Origin of the sequence: Caenimonas sp. SL110, assembly GCF_001044395.1 — a bacterium.
Classification (GTDB): Bacteria; Pseudomonadota; Gammaproteobacteria; order Burkholderiales; family Burkholderiaceae_C; genus Ramlibacter.
Window position 1 is genome coordinate 187,717 of record NZ_JANU01000016.1, and the last position, 16,656, is coordinate 204,372.

Here is a 16,656-nt window from a genome sequence, read left to right on the forward strand (position 1 = left end):
CTGCCCTGGCCCCAGCGCTGCGGGCTTTCACTAGGCGCGTGGCGCGCCGCCTCATGGTGTACTTCTTGCTCGTCCGATGGACAAGACTTTCCAGGAGTACCTTTCATGAAATTCAAGCTCTGGGCAGCAGCCCTTGCCGCCACTTTCGCATTCGCGGGCGCCGCCAACGCACAGCAGTTCTTTCGCATCGGCACGGGCGGCACCGCCGGCACCTACTACCCCGTCGGCGGCATGATCGCCAATGCCGTGTCGCAACCGGGCAAGCTCGTCGCCACGGCGCAAGCCACCAACGGATCGCTCGCCAACGTCAACGCTGTTGCCAGCGGTTCGATGGAAGCCGGCTTCTCGCAATCGGACGTGGCCACCTGGGCCTACACCGGCACCGGCGCGTTCGAAGGCAAGCCCAAGGTCACGGACCTGCGCATGATCGCCAACCTGTATCCCGAGAGCATCCACCTGGTGGTCAAGAAGGGTTCGGGCATCAAGTCCGTGGCCGACCTCAAGGGCAAGCGGGTCGCGCTCGATGAGCCGGGCTCGGGCACGCTGATCAATGCACGCATGGTGCTGGCCGCTTTCGGCGTGAAAGAGTCGGACATCAAGCCCGAATACATCAAGCCCAACCAGGCCGGCGACAAGCTCAAGGACGGCGCGCTCGATGCGTTCTTCTTCGTGGGCGGCGCTCCTGCAGGCGCCATCGCTGAGCTGGCCTCGGGCGGCACCGGCATCGAACTCGTGCCACTGGTCGGCGCACCTGCCGATGCGCTGCGCAAGTCCAATCCTTACTTTGCTGTCGACACCATCGCCGCGAACACCTACAAGGACATCGGCGCCGTGCAGACCCTGGCCGTCGGCGCACAGATGGTGACCAGCGCGAAGATCGACGCGGAAACCGTCTACCAGGTCACCAAGGCGATGTACAGCGACGCGACGCAAAAGTCGCTGCAGGCGGGCCATGCCAAGGGCAAGTTCATCACCAAGGAAAACGCTGTGCAGGGCGTGGGCATCCCCTACCATCCTGGCGCCGAGCGCTTCTACAAGGAAGTCGGCCTGCTGAAATAAGCCGGCTGCACAGCAGTACAAAAAAACAGGGAGGCACACGCCTCCCTTCTTGTTTGAGGGAAAGAGGAAACACCCATGACGGAAACCGTCGCCACACTCGACGAGAAGAAGCTGCAGGAGCTGGAAGAGAAGTTCGATCCCGAGATGCGCTTTCGGCCCACCGTGCCGCCTGCGCTGCAGATCATCAAGTGGCTTCTGATCATCCTGTCGTGCTTTCACTTCTACACGGCGGGTTTCGGCCTGCTGCGCGAGACCACGCACCGGGGCGTTCACCTGGCCTTCGTCCTCGGGCTGATTTTCCTGGTGTTTTCTGCGACGAAAAAATCGCATGAGCAACCGGCGCGCAATACCTGGCTCTCGCCGGGGGGCGTGCCACTGGTCGACTGGCTGCTGGGCCTGGCCTGCGCGGCCAGCGTGCTGTACATCCCCTACGTTTTCGACGATCTCGCGTTTCGCGTGGGCAACCCGGATACGTCGGATGTGGTCATGGGGTCCATCCTGTTCATCACGCTGCTGGAGGCGACGCGCCGCTCCATGGGATGGCCGCTGCCGCTGATCGCGATTGGCTTTACTGCGTACGCGATGCTCGGCCCCTATTTCCCGGGGCTGCTGAAGCATGCAGGCGCGAACTGGAGCCAGATGATCAACCACCAGTACCTCACCAGCCAGGGCATCTATGGGGTGGCGGTGGGTGTCGTGGCAACCTATGTCTTTCACTTCGTGCTGTTCGGGGTGATGGCCACGCGGGTCGGGTTGGGCCAACTCTTTCTCGACATCGCGGCCAGCATCGCCGGACGATTCGCGGGAGGCCCCGCCAAGGTGAGCGTGTTCGGCTCTGCGATGTTCGGCATGTTGAGCGGCTCTTCGGTGGCGAACGCGGTCACCGTCGGATCGCTCACGATTCCCGCAATGATCCGCGTGGGCTACAAGCGCGAATTCGCAGGCGCGGTGGAAGCGGCTTCATCCACCGGCGGACAGATCACGCCGCCGGTGCTGGGGGCGGCGGCGTTCCTGATGATCGAGTTCCTGAACGTGCCCTACCAGACGATCATCATGGCCGCCGTCATCCCGGCGTTCATGCACTTCTTTGGCGTGTTCATGCAGGTGCACTTCGAAGCCAAGCGTTACGGCCTGCGCGGCCTGACCGACGAAGAGATGCCCAAGCTGCGCGAGTCGCTGCGCATGCGCTGGCCCACGCTGATTCCGCTGTTCCTGCTGATCGCGATCCTGGTGTCGGGTCGCACGCCCTACCTGGCCGCCTTCACCGGCATCACATCGTGCGCGATCGTGGGCCTGGTGACCAAGACCAGCGGCAACGACGCGCGCAACTGGACGCTGATGGTCGTGCTGCACGCGATGCTCGGCGTGCTGTGCTTTGCAAACCTGGGGCAGCAAAGCGAGTGGATCAAACTCGGCATCTTTGCTGCTGGCGTGGTGATCGCGCTTGTCGCGTGGCGCGTGTTCGGCGTGACCGGGCGCATCCGTCATGGCGTGCTGGTCGAGGCATTCGAGACCGGCGCGAAATATGCGCTGGCTGTCGGCGCGGCTGCTGCAACCGTCGGCATCGTGATTGGCGTTGTCACGCTCACCGGCGTCGGGTTCAAGATCAGTTTCATCATCACCGGATGGGCCACTGCGATCGCAGGCGTTGTGTCGTCGGTGGTGCCCGAAGGCATCGTGACATTGAAGGGGCTGACGCTCTTCGCAGCACTAGTCATGACGGGCATGGTCTGCATCCTGATGGGTTGTGGCATCCCCACTACCGCCAACTACATCATCATGGTCACGGTCGCCGCGCCGACGCTCGTGCAGCTGGGTGTGGAGCCGCTGGTCGCGCACTTCTTCGTCTTTTATTACGGAGTCCTCGCGGACATCACGCCCCCGGTTGCGCTGGCGGCTTATGCCGCGGCCGGAATGGCGGGAAGTGATCCGTTCAAGACGGGCAACATGGCGTTTCGGCTGGGCCTGGCCAAGGTGCTGGTGCCGTTTGTGTTCGTGTTCTCGCCGTCGCTGCTGCTGGTGGCCAAGGGCTTCACCTGGTATGACTTCAGCGTGACCTTCATCGGATGCATCCTGGGGATCACCGTGCTCGCAGCGGCTCTGAGCAAGTTCTTCCTGGTCGAGTTGAAGCGCTGGGAGCAGGTGCTGTGTGTTGCTGCAGCGCTGCTGCTGATCGCGCCGGGGCTGGTCGTCACGATCATCGGCGCGCTGATGGCGCTGCCGGTGCTGTTGCGGCAACTGGCGGCATGGAAGCTGGCGAAGGCTTCCACAGCGGCGCCTGCCTGAAAAATGTCGGACCGCGCCGACGGAAACTGCTGAACCCTGCTGTCACACCGTTGCCATGAGCTTGTTCAATACTGCGTCTCGCCTCGAATGAGTAACGGAGACAAAAGACAATGAACGACATCAAGACAGCATCCATCCTGCAGCGGGTTCCGCGCATCCTTGCGGTGACGGCGGCTTCGTACGGGCTCGCGCATGGCACAGCTTCGAATGCCTCCCGTGTTCTGCCTGCCGGCTCGAATGCGGGCGCGCAGCACAAGCCGCATTGAGGTTGCGGGATATTCGCGCGTTGTTCGCGCCAACAGCAAGGCCGCCCTCGGGCGGCCTTTGTTTTGCCAGGCGCGGTTGACTATCGTGGCCCGGATTTGCGCTCGCGCGCGCGGCGCATCTGGCGCGTTTCTGCAGCGAGCGCCTGGGCCTGCATTTGCCCGGCCTTGCGCTTCATGAACCACTTGCGCAGCAGCCGTGCGACGATGAAGGTGACCACGAAACTGGCGAGCGCGAACAGGATGGCGGGGAGCGAATAAGGCATGGGTCAGGAGCGGGTCACAACGATGGGGTGATTATCGTTGCGGGCGGTAGCCGGGCAATTGCAGTATCGGTAATACAGATATTTGCTATTTATCGTTATTATCGATAAATTACATTTATCCGTAATACCGATATTTTTATGACGCACATCCAGCCCATCCTCACACCCAGCCAGCTCGGGGTGCAGCTGCAGGGCGCACGCAAGAGCCAGAAATTGACACAGGCCCAACTCGCGGCACGGCTGGATATCAGCCAGAACCGGTTGTCGGACCTCGAGCGCAATCCCGGCACGCTCAACGTCGATCAGCTCCTGGCCCTTTGCAACCAGCTCGGCTTGCAGCTTGCGCTCCAGGTTGCGGACGATACCAAGCCAACCCCCACCAGGGCGCAGTGGTAAGCCGTGGGTCGAAAGTCCCACACCCGAACCCTGGCCGTCTGGGCCAACGGCGAGCGCGTTGCAACCTGGCAAGCGGCCGGTCGCGGGCCTGCAGAGCTGCGCTACGAGCCCTCGTGGCTGGCGTCGCCGCTAGGACGACCCCTGTCGCTGTCTCTGCCGCTTGCGCTGGTTGGCAACGAACCATTGCGCGGACCTGTGGTCGAGAACTACTTTCACAACCTGCTGCCCGAGAACGACAACATCCGCCGCCGGCTGGCAGCCCGCTATGCCGCTGGATCGCAGGATCCGTTTGACCTTCTCGCCGCCATAGGACGCGATTGCGTGGGCGCCATCCAGTTGCTTGCCGAAGGTATTTCGCCCGAGGGCTTCAACCGGATCGAAGGCACGGCGATGACAGATGACGACGTCGCGCGCCTGCTGCGCAACGCTGCCGGAACAGCCCTGCCCGGCAAGCAGGACGCAGATTGGGACTTCCGCATCTCGATCGCCGGCGCGCAGGAAAAGACCGCGCTGCTGCGACACGGCAACCGATGGATGGCCCCGCACGGCGCCACCCCCACCACACACATTCTCAAGATGCCTCTGGGCCTGGTCGGGAACATGCAGGCCGACATGCGCACGTCCGTGTACAACGAGTGGCTTTGCCTGCGCCTGCTCGATGCATTTGGCGTTCCGGTTGCGCACGCCGAAATCGTCACCTTCGCGGACCACCCGGCCGTGCTCGCTGTCGAACGTTTCGACCGTCGGCTACATGAATCGCAAACATGGATCACGCGCCTGCCGCAGGAGGACTTCTGCCAGGCGCTGGGTATCAGCCCCGATCAAAAGTACGAGGCAGATGGTGGTCCGGGAATCCTGGACGTAGCCCGCATCCTGGCGGGTTCGGAGCGTGCGCGAGGCGACCTCAAAACGCTGCTGCGAAGCCAGATCCTGTTCTGGTTGATGGCGGCCACCGACGGGCATGCCAAGAATTTCAGCATCCACCTGATGGCAGGCGGCAGGTTCCACCTGACGCCGCTCTATGACGTGCTGTCGGCCTGGCCCGTCATCGGCAAAGGCAAAGGCAAGCATCATCTGCCACTGCGCCGGGTGAAACTCGCAATGGCGATTCGTGGAAGCAATCCGCACTACGAGTTGGCGACGATCATGCGGCGACACTTCGATGCACTCGCGGCGCGCGCTGGATGGGGTGCCAGCGCTGATGACCTCATTGAGGAACTGCTCGACCAGGTGGAGCCAGCGATCGAGACGGTCAGTCACCAGATCCCGAACGAATTTCCGCAAGACATCGCGCATGCGATTTTTGAAGGTGTGCGATCGCAGGCCCTGCGGCTCGATAGCCAGTAGCATCACGCCATGACCTTGCTCACCTTCGCCATCGCAGCACTCGTTCTGGCCATCACGCCAGGCCCCGGCATCGCCTACGTCGTTGCCCGAACCGTCGCCAGTGGCCGCAAGGAGGGGTTGGCGTCCTGCCTGGGCACGGGCATAGGCGGCATGTTCCATGTCCTGGCCGCTGCGTTGGGGCTGTCTGTACTGGTTGCGCAATCGGCGTTCGCGTTCAGCCTGGTGAAGTACCTGGGCGCTGCCTATCTGATCTACCTGGGCATACGGATTTTGCTGCGCAAGGATGCAACCACGGCGGCGGTCCAGCCCATCGCCACGCAGGGCGTGCGACGGGCGCTGCTCGAGGGTGTTGTCGTGGAGGCGTTGAACGTCAAGACCGCTCTCTTCTTTCTGGCGTTCCTGCCGCAATTTGTGTCGCCATCGGAGCCGCTGGTGCCGCAACTCATCCTGCTGGGCACGATCTGCGTCGCGCTGAACACCATCGTCGATGTGGTCGCGGTGTTCGCGGCGCATCGGCTGTTGCGGTCGGATGCCGCTCGCAGTGCGCGCGCCCGATGGCTCACGAGAATTTCGGGTGGGACGATGATTGCGTTGGGGGCGGTGTTGGCGCTGACGCGGCAGCGGACGTAACCCCATCCGGACAAAAAGAAACCCGCTGACTTCGTAACGAATTCAGCGGGTTAGATTGGCGGAAACGGAGGCAGCAGTATCGAGAGCCTAAGTACCTGCAACGATTGAACATTTTCGGTTCATCGTTTGCCGGTACCTGAAACTATACCCCGTTAGCTCAAACGGTCCAAGCCCCGACCGATGCCTGCGGATCGAAAGGCGGCGTCTGGAGAGACCAACGACTCCACCGGGGCAGCACTGTTAGAATTTTTTCAACGTAACGGGTAGGCACGTAATGGTCGTCTATCCAATGCTGTATTTCGACTTCCTCAACGCCCAGGATTCCCTCGGCCTTTCCCGAACCTCCTAGGATTTCAATCACAGCCATCACGTCATTAGGGCTGGCGCTTAGTCGCAGATTCCCGGTGACAGGGTTCTCCTCGATCAGCTGACTCCACCCGGCGTCTCTAGCGCCTTGAATCATTGCTTTGGGCGTGTACTTCATATCGCCCTCAACTTCTCAACAGCCACTTTCGAGAGTTCGGCTAGCTTTTTGGCTTGGTCAATGTCGGGCACTCGCTCTGCTGCAATCCACTTATGCACACAGGCGTTTGAAACCCCAAGCAGGTTCGAAGTCTTCGTCGGGCCACCTACGGTGTTCACGGCCAGTCTTACCTGGTTTTCTGGGAAAAAGAACATGGTTTGTCTCCTCTTTTTGTTCTAGTCTTCGGTCGATACGTTGTCGACCTGTTATCAATATGTTAGCTCGGAGAATTCGAGTTTGTCGCTTTATTCGAGTCTTCAAAACTCATCAAGCCTCACTTGAAGAACTTGGCGTGAAAACCCGTGGCGTCGGGAAATGTTTCGGCCACCTTGGAGCCGTCATCTCCGAAAACGCTTTGCCCACCAAAGATGTTGGGCGTCGTGTGGGCCTCTAGCAGTCCATTGTCGAAGACGTTGATGCCGCCGAAGATGTTCGGAGCTGTTGTGTGGGCCAGATCACCGGTTGCGTCATAGTGATTCATTCCTCCAAAGATATTTGGGGTGGAATGGTCAACAACCTGACCGTCCTGATAAACATCGACTCCACCAAAGATATTTGGCCGAGTGTGTGCAAGTTGCCCATCGTCGTCGGTGAAGTCAACGCCGCCGAAAATATTGAAAATGCCGTGAATGGTGTCGTTCACGTTTTGGCTCCTAGCCCTGCTTGGGCCTCTAGTTCATCCAATTCGTTTAAATCCATTTCGTCAAGATAGTGCTGAACACTGTGTCCAGCGGCAGCCAGCTCAGAAAGTACTGTCATGATTGCCCGTACGTTTATCTCTCGCCACTTCTCAAGGACGTATCTCTCACTTTGGTCAGCCGCATTGAGCAGTTGCTCTCGGAACGCTTCGACCCGCTCGTAGAACTGGGCCATTGCCTCCTCGTACTTCGCATCTCGATCAGTTGCTGCCTTTTTTTGCTTGCCATCATTGGCCCAGTTGCTTATCAGCGCCGGTACCCCGAGCAATGGATGGGCGAAGGCTAGCGCCCCAAGTCCGAATCCTCGGGCGACTTGGCCGATGTCCATCTCCTCGCCTGGAAGCACCGAGTAAGCCTCCAAATTTGACGCAAGCCATGCCCTCCTTAGTTCAACGTCACGTGCGTCTGACACCGCTGGAGCGAAGAAGTTGATGATGATGGAAGATATCGTTGCTTCCTGCGTAACCCGAAGATCGGCACCTAACCGATACTTTCCCACCGGGAGGCGTTGCGCCCCACCTTCGATCTCGTCCAGCGTTTCGGTGAAGCCGCAGATGATCATGCGAGCCACGTCCCCTGCTGCTCGGGTAACTGCATTCTGTGCGTGACCGAACCTAGCGTCGTCGACCAATGAACGGTACAGGCTTAGGTATTCATCCCAGCTTTGCCCCTCCTTGTCGAAGTCGAACCTCTCGTATGCGTCATTAACCTTTCCGAAGGGTTCTTCAAATGAGGCGAGCAATTGATTTCGTGCAGATCGAGCCCCTACCAGGGCCATCCGCTGCAGATAGTTCTCGGCGTGTATGGGGTCGAAGTGCGTGGGCATCTACTTGAACAATAGGGAGAGAACTCACAGCATAAACCGGCTGGTTATTATTCACAACTACATGGTTCCCAATCGAACCAGCCTCGCTCACACACTCCTCGTCCATGCCCCTGGACGAGAAACTTGCCTTTGCCGAACGCCTACGTTCAGCCCTAAAGCGGGCTCCGAAGTCCATTCAAACTGCCTCGCAGCTGGCCCATGAATTTAATCTGCGCTACAGAGGGGAGCCGGTAACGGATCAAGCAAGCCAGAAATGGTTGTCCGGCAAGGCTCGACCTACGGCGGAAAAGCTGGAAACCTTGGCTGAGATGCTTGGAGTCTCTTCGTACTGGCTCAAAAATGGTAGTCCACCCACTGCCGCCAAGAAGACAGCCAAAGCGAAACGGGGCAGCCCGACGTCTGTGCCAGGTCAACTCACCGAGCCTGAAGCCAAGCTCCTTTCGAGGCTCAGAACGCTGTCGGAGCACCAGGTTGGCCTCATTGTCGAATTGGTGGATCAACTGGCCTTGGAGCGGGAGTTGGCGGGTTAGTCGCACAGGTTCACGAAAATGTAGACCCGACAAGATGGGCACCGAAGAAAACCCAAAGAGCAACAACGGCGGCGAAGTAAACCACTACAGCGAGAACACCGAGACTGCGAGAAAAGCCGAGTTGATTGCTCGTCAGACCTCAATACGAACTCTCAGGTTACGACCGAAGAACTTCTCCAAACCTGAGTCGAGCTTGGATGCGGTCCACGTCTTAGAGGCGACGGCACCTTGGCGGGGGTCTAGGTAGACCGTTGCAGTCACTTCGAGCCTGGAACCCTTCTGGCGCTTCAGTACCTCAACGTAGCCACTTGATGGATCCCGAGACACCCGGCTGCCGGAGTACCCCGCCCCATGGCGATCCTTGTCGGAGTGTTGTGTGATCCAGTCCTGAACACTTTCAAGCTTTACCGTGCCGAAAGAGCGAAATACCCTCCTGGCCACTGCGACGGCCACGATAGCTATTGGGTTCAAGCTCACTTTAGATACTCGTCCAGCATCGCTCTTAGAGTCTTCTCTCCACGTTGAACGAATGCATCGGCAGTTTCACCAGAAAGCGGCTGTCCGACCTTGACGCTCAACTCTCTTAAGAATTCGTCCCCGAGGACAAGACCGGCTAAGTCTCTTGCGACTTGCTGGCATTCTTCAACTGGAAGGGCGAGCTGGTTCATTCCAGAAGTGAGAGCACTTAAGAATTCACCAGGAGCTGCTTGATTGCCGGGACCAGGCAGTTGCAAAGGATGCCCCTCTTTGGCCCGGACGAACTCAAAGAACGAGGGCCGAGTCACGTCGCTGCTCCTTCATTGCCTAGGTCGAAGAAGACTCGCAGGAGCATCCTGAAGGCAGCAACGACGGCGTCTTTCATCACCTCCCTATCGTCGTCGGACATTTTCGCCCAGACCTCACGGAGCCAGTTGAACAGTTTTTCAAGCCATTCCATTCAAAACGCTCCCACAACAAGATGAAGCTTCAGCATAAACCGTAACGTGGCCGGTTACAACTGTCTGGTCTCCAAAGGTCCTTGGGCATTCGGACACCTCTTGCATGTCTGCAGGGGCGACAAAGCCGCCTCCGCCGAAAGGCTGAGGACGTTGTCAGAACATCAGGTCAGCCTCATTGTCGAATTGGTGGATCAACTGGCCTTGGAGCGGGAGTTGGCTGGGAGCAGCTAGGTCCGGTTCAACGCACGCTGCACAAGCTCTGTCGGATCGGATTCCTAGACATACCAGGGAAACCGGCTGCCGTGAATCACCGTCACAACCGCCACACCCTCGCTGTTGACATGGGTGTAACTTCGGTACCTCCGGTTGTTCCTTTCACGCACTTCGTCCACGAGTTCACTGGCCTGCAAAAGCTTGCGCACTTTTGCCCCGGTTCCTCTCTCAAAGCAAAGGACGACCTTGGTCCCGAGATCTGAAATCAATTTCTCATGAACCGGCCAGCAATCTTCAATGAGTTTTGGAAGTTCGGGCTGAATGCTCTTCGCATCGCTAGACCGCTTGAAAACGAGGTTGCTCATTGGGACTCTGGCGGGATTGAATCCAAGCAGCCCCATCATGTGAAGCACGCTCTTTTGCAGTGGTGCGGTTCCAGGCTCCCTCCCATCCCACGAGTTGTCTCGATAGGCGCACCATTCCGTGTTACGAGCAAGCACTGACTGCGTGTGTCCCCACACCCTCTCGTGCTGGTGCGTTGCGGGATCTCCACCGGGGTTCAAACCCAAGATGTAAAGGGGAGACGAAGAGCAAAAGGCCTCCTTTCCTGAATTGAAAACCACTCCGGAGACCTCATGCAAAGAAGATGGGATCAGAGATACGAGGGTTTCAATAGTCATGTTGTTCGTCCGTTCGTTAACCACGACACCCCCCGGTGCTCACCGTGCAGTTTCCGGATATCTGGAATTAGAGTAAATCTAGAGCCGAGTAAGCTGAGGGACCATCGATGGGTACTAATTCACAGAATTTATAGGTCATACTGCATATCAAATTCAGGGAATAAAAACAACGCAGTTACTAGTTCTTCGCCCTATGCCAAACATCGCTTCAGTTCTCAAGGCTGAAATCGCCCGCATCGCCCGCCGTGAAGTCCGATCTGAAACGGACATGCTCAAGAAGCAGGTCACCAGATATCGATCCGACATCGCTAATTTGAAACGCCAGGTCAGCGGCCTGACCAAGCAGCTCAAGGCCAATTCGAAGGCATCCCGCCACAAGCCAGAGCCTCAAGGGTCCGCTCCTGAGGGCCTTCGCTTTAGAGCAGCAGGCTTCGCCGCACATCGCAAGCGGCTGGGACTTTCGGCTGCTCAGGCAGGTGCTTTGATCGGCGTCTCTGGTCAGACTATCTATCACTGGGAAGAGGGCAAAGCAAAGCCTCGTGCCAGTCACATGGAGAGGATCGCTGCGCTACGGAAGCTGGGGAAGCGACAGGCTGCAGCGGCTGTGAGCCAGGTTATAGGCTAACTTGCAGAACCACGTGCCATGCCGAGACAAACGGTAGCGAAGGACCGGAGCGCTGATCGGGACGATCTCCGCATCTACCCCTCTCGATTCCGACTTCCGCAATTTCTTTGCGGAGGTCCGCTTCTACGATGGCGTTTGTTGTACAAGGGAGGGATGCGCATCTTCGTCACCGCAATAGCTGCAGCGGCAGTTCAGTTCTTTTGCCCAATTTCCAACGCGGGCCAAGAAGAAGGCTTCATATGCCAGGGGGAATTTCAATACAGCTCACATTCTGCGGATCAGAAGCAAAACTATATGCGCCGCCCTTGTAAAGAACTGCCGTTCGAAGCAGCGTGCATAAAGGTTTTTCTGGAAACGAGTAAGGCGACGCCTGTCGGAACGGGCCTGGAGTGGGCGGGGTCCGCCGAACGCGACCAGCTCAGCCCTGAATTTAAGATGACATGGCTTGTGGATCCTGAGCTCAAGACATTCTTAGTCGTCAGCCGATCAGTATCGCGTTCTGGAACGATTCGAGAGAAGCACACTATTGGCAAATGCACCCCTAAGCAGTAGCAAGCAGAACTCAGTAGATTTCGCCGCCGGTCGCAACCTCATGCCCACCGCCAAAGAGACCTTCGAGAGTTCCATCAAGGACGCGTCTGACTTGCTGGACTTGTTCGACAAGATCAACACGAAGCCTCCCCCACCGAATGCAGAAGTTCTCAAACGAGCTGGGCTCATCATGGCTTGCACTGCATGGGAGACCTATGTCGAGGACCGGTTAAGAGAAGCCGTTCGAGTTCGACTCGGCATTGACCAGGTCGGCTTCAGCGGCCAGTACGTTTTGCGCAACCTGGCGAAAGAGCTGAATCAATTTAACAACCCGAACAGCGAGAAGACACTTCGGGTGTTCAAAGATTTCCTCGGGATTGACGTCAGCCTGGGTTGGGCGTGGAACAACTACGATCCCGACCGGGTAAAGACTGAGCTGAATGCACTGATGAAGAAGCGAGGCGACGCAGTTCATCGATCTAAGCCTGCAGTGAATGGGGATCCGCAGCCTCACTTGATCAAGAGAAACGAACTGGAAAAAGCAATTCGATTTTTGAGATGCTTGGTCGATGCCACGGACGTTGCCACACAATCTCAAATTACAACGTAGTGAAGGAGACCATCATGTCGAAGAAGGATGATGACGATAACCGGTCCAATCAGTTGAACCCCAACAACGATGCGTACCGAAGTTCCAGAGGTTACGGCGGGTCAGATGATGACGACGATGACTATGTGCCGATTAGCGTCGCAGAGCCCAAAGCCTGGCGGCCAATTACTGACGACCGGCCCTCGGAGCCCGAGGAAGTCTTTGTGTTCCCGGCACCACCCGAAGTGCTTTCCGTCGAGTTCGCCACGCAGACGGCAGCCGGTCAAATTTCTGTGGAGGGACCAAGCCGCCACGAAATCTTAGAGAATCTTCGAAGGCTTTGGGACGCTAGTACCTCCGTTTTGTATCTGCGAGCAGCATTTGGAAGGGAAGTGCTATTTTTAGAAGAAAGAGTTCCATCAACAGCCAGCGCATTGAGGAACGTTGCGTTGGCGAGATCCCGACATGATGGCACTTTCCCCAACGACGGATTTTCTATTCATCCGTTCTCCTTTTCAGAGGATAGGTGCGACCTCAACCAGCTTGCCCAGCGGATCGAAGCCTCCCGTTGCGCTAGCTAGGGGGAGCCCTAAGAGACCCTGCCAAAACTGCAGTGGTGTGTGCATGGATACCGGGCCGCTTTTCTTCCCTCGGTCCTGCCACGTTCAAGACCTGGATCTTGTTCAGTGACAACCAGGCCTTCACTTGCTCGGCAATCTCTTCGACATTCGTCTCATCGGGCTGCACGACTAAGTACGGCTTGGCAGCCTCTGCGCAAAACTTGGTCGTCAGCAACGTCCCGCCAGAGAGTTCTCCCAGGTTGACGATCAACGTCCCGTCCGAGTCCCTTACGTTCCACTTGTTTCGTTGCCGGTAGCCTGGCGACGGGGTCTCCTGTAGCTGGTACTTGGCGTCCAAAGGACCGTCAACGGCCAAACGGCCCTTCGGACACCAGCCGCCATGAGGAATGCCATTGGCAATGGCGAAGTCCAGCCCCGCACGATCTGCGCCAGTCTGGCCTCCGGAGACGAGTTTCGAGATCAAAGCAACATCAAGGTTGAGGTGCGGCAATTCCCGAGTCTACCGGCTTATGACGCTGGCAGAATCCCCGCATGACACCGCTGCAATCACTGCTCCATACCTATCGCACCGAGGCTCACTCCGAGCGTGAAAAAGGGACCTACTTCGAGGAGCTGATCGCCTGCTACCTCAGAAACGAGGCAACGTACCGGGACCTGTACAGCGACGTCTGGACGTATTCCGACTGGGCTGCTCTCCAGAAGTTGAACAGGCAGGACGCTGGCATCGACCTGGTTGCGAAAACCCACGGCACCGGCGAAATTCACGCCATCCAGTGCAAGCTGTATGCGGAAGACTACAAGCTGCAGAAGACTGACATCGACAGCTTCTTCACCGCCTCTGGAAAGAAGCCCTTTGCCCACCGACTCGTCGTGAGCACGACCAATCACTGGTCGGTCCATGCTGAGGAAGCCCTTCGTGACCAACAACCTCCGGTCAGCAAGATCGACCTCAACGACCTTGAGAACAGCCAGATCGATTGGGCCAAGTACAAGCCCAAGACACTGCCGCCGCTGAAGCCCAAGAAGGAACTTCGGAAGCACCAGGTCAAAGCCCTCGATGACGTCGTTGCAGGGCTGAAAGAAGCCGACCGGGGCAAGATGATCATGGCTTGCGGTTCGGGCAAGACGTTCACCAGCCTGAGGATCGCAGAAGCCATTGCTGGCAAAGGCAAACGGGTTCTGTTTCTGGTTCCTAGCCTCTCGTTGCTCTCCCAGACACTCACCGAGTGGACTCAAGAGAGCGGCACACCGCTTCACAGCTTCGCCGTCTGCTCAGACGCTGACGTGGGCAAGAAGCGCAAGAAGGAAGACGACAGCGTTCAGACATTCACGCATGAACTTCGCTATCCGGCCACCACAGAGCCCGTCAGGCTCGCCGTCGAGATGGCAAAACGCCATGACGACGAACATATGAGTGTGGTGTTCAGCACCTATCACTCGATTGACGTGATCAGCAAGGCCCAGAAGGCACACGGGTTGGCCGACTTCGACCTCATCGTCTGCGACGAGGCTCACCGAACGACTGGGGCAACGTTTGGCGACGACGACGAGAGCAATTTCGTCAAGGTCCACGATGCAGACTTCATTCGGTCTGCCAAACGTCTGTACATGACCGCCACGCCCAGGATCTATGGGGACAACGCAAAGGCCACGGCGGAACGGGACAACGTTGCGTTGTGCTCAATGGACGACGAAGCTTTGTACGGAAACGAGCTGTACGTCATCACCTTCTCCGAGGCCGTGAAGCGAGGGCTGTTGGTGGACTACAAGGTGATTGTTCTGGCTGTGGAGGAAGCACACGTCAGTCGGCGACTGCAGACCCTGCTTGCAGACGACGACAACCAGCTCAAAGTGGACGACGCCGCCAAGATCATCGGATGCTGGAAGGCATTGGCTAAGCAAGGCATGGACACCGCACTGAACGGCGACCACGAGGCCATGAGGCGTGCCGTGGCGTTCTGCCAGGTGATCGAGATCAGCAAGGGGGCCAAGACTCACAAGGTCAGCTCAAAGAACATTGCTGGGATGTTCCAAGCGGTGGTTGAGGCTTACCAGGAAACCGAGGACGACGAGGCGGCCACGAAACTGGCTTGCGAGGCTGCACACGTTGATGGCAGCATGAACGCCAGCGAAAAGGAAGAGAAGCTCAATTGGCTAAAGGCCGAGCCACCGGAAGACACCTGTCGCATCTTAAGCAACGTTAGATGCCTGTCAGAGGGCGTCGATGTCCCAGCTCTGGACGCAGTTCTCTTCTTGACGCCTCGCAACTCCCAAGTTGACGTGGTGCAGTCGGTGGGTCGGGTTATGCGAAACGCACCCGGCAAGAAGCTGGGCTACGTCATTCTCCCGGTCGTCATTCCCGCTGGCGTTGAACCCCATGAAGCTTTGAACGACAACAAGACCTACTCAGTGGTCTGGCAAGTGCTACAAGCCCTACGCTCACACGACGACCGCTTCGACGCAATGGTGAACAAGCTGGACTTGATCGGCAAAGACACGTCCAAGATGGAAGTAATCGCCATCACGGACAAGATTCAGAAGAAACAGGAGAAGACAAAGGGTACGCAGAACAAAGACGCTGGCAAGGGTAGCTTCATGGTCGGTGAGCCTGTCCCGAAGCCATACGTGCCCGACACTCAAGTTCCGCTCCAGTTCGAGATCGGTGAGATCGAAAAGGCTATATACGCCAAGCTAGTCCAAAAAGTGGGAAACCGTCACCATTGGGAGGACTGGGCCAACGACATCGCCAAGATCGCTCGTACTCACATCGCACGCATCACCGCCATTGTCGAAGACGAAAGAAACACTGCCGAGCAAGAGGCATTCTCTTCCTTCGCCAAAGAACTGCGTGATGATTTGAACGGAAGCATCACAGACGGGGAAATCATCGAGATGCTTGCGCAGCATCTGATCACCAAGCCGGTGTTCGATGCATTGTTTAGCGATTACAGCTTCGCCAAACACAACCCCATGTCAAAGGCAATGCAGGGCGTCCTTGATGTCTTGCAGGAGCACCGTCTAGACAAGGAAACGGACACGCTGGATCGCTTCTACGACAGCGTGAAGATGCGAGCGGATGGCATCGACAGTGCGGCTGGAAAGCAGAAGATCGTTGTCGAGCTTTACGACAAGTTCTTCCGCAATGCTTTTCCTAAGATGACCGAGCGGCTCGGGATCGTCTACACGCCCGTCGAGGTTGTGGACTTCATCATTCACAGCGTCGATCACATTCTGAAGACTGAATTCAACCAAACTCTCGGCAGTGAAGGCGTTCACATCATCGATCCCTTTGCCGGAACCGGTACCTTCATTACGCGCCTTATCCAAAGTGGTCTTATCACGAAGGAGCAGTTGCCGAAAAAGTACAAGCAGGAAATCCACGCCAATGAATTGGTACTGCTCGCTTACTACATTGCCGCCATAAACATTGAAGCCGTGTACCACAGCATCGTCGGTGGGAACTATGAGCCGTTTGAAGGTATTTGTTTGACGGATACCTTTCAAATGTACGAGAAGGATGATTTGGTTAATGCGCTGCTTGAAGACAACAGCGCACGTCGCAGAAGACAAAGACGGCTCGACATTCGAGTCATTATGGGAAACCCACCCTATTCCGCCGGACAGACTTGAACCACCCCGGATCTCGTGGAGGCTGTTTGGTTTAAGTCAGACCGA

At 57.6% G+C, this 16,656-nt stretch carries 21 protein-coding genes; 12 read left to right on the forward strand and 9 right to left on the reverse strand.

The genetic code is table 11. The annotated features are described in order from the left end of the window. Window positions 1-105: 105 nt before the first annotated feature. From AQ12_RS11275 to AQ12_RS23000, 3 genes are all read left to right on the forward strand, one after another. A complete protein-coding gene (locus tag AQ12_RS11275; protein WP_048439980.1) occupies window positions 106-1,059 on the forward strand; it encodes a TAXI family TRAP transporter solute-binding subunit in 954 nt (317 codons plus the stop codon). 75 nt (window positions 1,060-1,134) lie between these two features. Continuing rightward, complete coding sequence (locus tag AQ12_RS11280) at window positions 1,135-3,345, forward strand: TRAP transporter permease (protein WP_048439981.1); 2,211 nt, start codon at window positions 1,135-1,137, stop codon at window positions 3,343-3,345. Between the two features lie 110 nt (window positions 3,346-3,455). Continuing rightward, a complete protein-coding gene (locus tag AQ12_RS23000; protein ID WP_161799021.1) occupies window positions 3,456-3,611 on the forward strand; it encodes a hypothetical protein in 156 nt (51 codons plus the stop codon). Window positions 3,612-3,691: 80 nt separating this feature from the next. On the opposite strand, the gene AQ12_RS11285 is transcribed toward AQ12_RS23000, so the two are convergent. Further along, window positions 3,692-3,874 carry a hypothetical protein gene (locus tag AQ12_RS11285; RefSeq protein WP_048439982.1) on the reverse strand — a complete coding sequence of 61 codons (183 nt, stop codon included), beginning with the start codon at window positions 3,872-3,874 and terminating at the stop codon, window positions 3,692-3,694. 138 nt (window positions 3,875-4,012) lie between these two features. Between AQ12_RS11285 and AQ12_RS11290 the strand changes: the two genes are divergently transcribed. From AQ12_RS11290 to AQ12_RS11300, 3 genes are read left to right on the forward strand one after another with little or no spacing between them, the layout of a single operon-like run. Continuing rightward, window positions 4,013-4,270: a helix-turn-helix domain-containing protein gene (locus AQ12_RS11290; protein WP_048439983.1), complete on the forward strand. Its 258-nt coding sequence runs from the start codon at window positions 4,013-4,015 to the stop codon at window positions 4,268-4,270. A 3-nt stretch (window positions 4,271-4,273) separates the two neighbouring features. Further along, window positions 4,274-5,617 (forward strand): type II toxin-antitoxin system HipA family toxin, encoded by a 1,344-nt coding sequence (locus tag AQ12_RS11295; RefSeq protein ID WP_048439984.1) that lies wholly within the window; start codon window positions 4,274-4,276, stop codon window positions 5,615-5,617. 9 nt (window positions 5,618-5,626) lie between these two features. Further along, entirely contained in the window at window positions 5,627-6,247 is a 621-nt protein-coding gene (locus tag AQ12_RS11300; RefSeq protein WP_048439985.1) for a LysE family translocator, read from the forward strand. 157 nt (window positions 6,248-6,404) lie between these two features. On the opposite strand, the gene AQ12_RS11305 is transcribed toward AQ12_RS11300, so the two are convergent. From AQ12_RS11305 to AQ12_RS11320, 4 genes are all read right to left on the reverse strand, one after another. After that, window positions 6,405-6,731, reverse strand: a complete 327-nt coding sequence (locus tag AQ12_RS11305) for a hypothetical protein (RefSeq protein ID WP_048439986.1) — start codon at window positions 6,729-6,731, stop codon at window positions 6,405-6,407. After that, entirely contained in the window at window positions 6,728-6,925 is a 198-nt protein-coding gene (locus AQ12_RS11310; protein WP_048439987.1) for a hypothetical protein, read from the reverse strand. Before AQ12_RS11310 ends, AQ12_RS11305 begins: the two co-directional genes overlap by 4 nt. Before the next feature lie 119 nt (window positions 6,926-7,044). Further along, on the reverse strand, window positions 7,045-7,413 hold the full coding sequence (locus AQ12_RS22770) for a hypothetical protein (RefSeq protein WP_152682763.1): 369 nt from the start codon (window positions 7,411-7,413) through the stop codon (window positions 7,045-7,047). Then, window positions 7,410-8,294: a hypothetical protein gene (locus AQ12_RS11320; protein ID WP_048439988.1), complete on the reverse strand. Its 885-nt coding sequence runs from the start codon at window positions 8,292-8,294 to the stop codon at window positions 7,410-7,412. Before AQ12_RS11320 ends, AQ12_RS22770 begins: the two co-directional genes overlap by 4 nt. Window positions 8,295-8,398: 104 nt before the next feature. On the opposite strand from AQ12_RS11320, the gene AQ12_RS11325 reads away from it, so the two are divergent. Next, window positions 8,399-8,824 carry a transcriptional regulator gene (locus AQ12_RS11325; RefSeq protein WP_048439989.1) on the forward strand — a complete coding sequence of 142 codons (426 nt, stop codon included), beginning with the start codon at window positions 8,399-8,401 and terminating at the stop codon, window positions 8,822-8,824. A gap of 473 nt (window positions 8,825-9,297) precedes the next feature. Here AQ12_RS11325 and AQ12_RS22775 read toward each other — a convergent pair whose 3' ends face one another. The 3 genes from AQ12_RS22775 to AQ12_RS23010 all read right to left on the reverse strand — a co-directional run bounded on the left by AQ12_RS22775 (window position 9,298) and on the right by AQ12_RS23010 (window position 10,340). Continuing rightward, window positions 9,298-9,609: a hypothetical protein gene (locus AQ12_RS22775; protein WP_152682764.1), complete on the reverse strand. Its 312-nt coding sequence runs from the start codon at window positions 9,607-9,609 to the stop codon at window positions 9,298-9,300. Further along, window positions 9,606-9,761, reverse strand: a complete 156-nt coding sequence (locus AQ12_RS23005; RefSeq protein ID WP_161799022.1) for a hypothetical protein — start codon at window positions 9,759-9,761, stop codon at window positions 9,606-9,608. The genes AQ12_RS22775 and AQ12_RS23005 overlap by 4 nt, the downstream gene beginning before the upstream one ends. Before the next feature lie 276 nt (window positions 9,762-10,037). Then, entirely contained in the window at window positions 10,038-10,340 is a 303-nt protein-coding gene (locus AQ12_RS23010; protein ID WP_048439992.1) for a hypothetical protein, read from the reverse strand. A gap of 508 nt (window positions 10,341-10,848) precedes the next feature. Between AQ12_RS23010 and AQ12_RS11345 the strand changes: the two genes are divergently transcribed. The 4 genes from AQ12_RS11345 to AQ12_RS23145 all read left to right on the forward strand — a co-directional run bounded on the left by AQ12_RS11345 (window position 10,849) and on the right by AQ12_RS23145 (window position 12,981). Beyond that, complete coding sequence (locus AQ12_RS11345; protein ID WP_048439993.1) at window positions 10,849-11,280, forward strand: DNA-binding transcriptional regulator; 432 nt, start codon at window positions 10,849-10,851, stop codon at window positions 11,278-11,280. Between the two features lie 153 nt (window positions 11,281-11,433). Next, window positions 11,434-11,832 carry a hypothetical protein gene (locus tag AQ12_RS11350; RefSeq protein ID WP_152682766.1) on the forward strand — a complete coding sequence of 133 codons (399 nt, stop codon included), beginning with the start codon at window positions 11,434-11,436 and terminating at the stop codon, window positions 11,830-11,832. Window positions 11,833-11,872: 40 nt separating this feature from the next. Then, a complete protein-coding gene (locus AQ12_RS11355; RefSeq protein ID WP_048439995.1) occupies window positions 11,873-12,421 on the forward strand; it encodes a HEPN domain-containing protein in 549 nt (182 codons plus the stop codon). Window positions 12,422-12,435: 14 nt separating this feature from the next. Next, window positions 12,436-12,981 (forward strand): hypothetical protein, encoded by a 546-nt coding sequence (locus AQ12_RS23145; RefSeq protein WP_152682767.1) that lies wholly within the window; start codon window positions 12,436-12,438, stop codon window positions 12,979-12,981. Here the strand turns inward: AQ12_RS23145 and AQ12_RS11365 are convergent. Continuing rightward, entirely contained in the window at window positions 12,974-13,471 is a 498-nt protein-coding gene (locus tag AQ12_RS11365; protein ID WP_238587703.1) for a putative molybdenum carrier protein, read from the reverse strand. The genes AQ12_RS23145 and AQ12_RS11365 overlap by 8 nt on opposite strands. Window positions 13,472-13,512: 41 nt before the next feature. Between AQ12_RS11365 and AQ12_RS11370 the strand changes: the two genes are divergently transcribed. Then, complete coding sequence (locus tag AQ12_RS11370) at window positions 13,513-16,611, forward strand: DEAD/DEAH box helicase family protein (RefSeq protein WP_238587704.1); 3,099 nt, start codon at window positions 13,513-13,515, stop codon at window positions 16,609-16,611. Window positions 16,612-16,656: the final 45 nt, after the last annotated feature.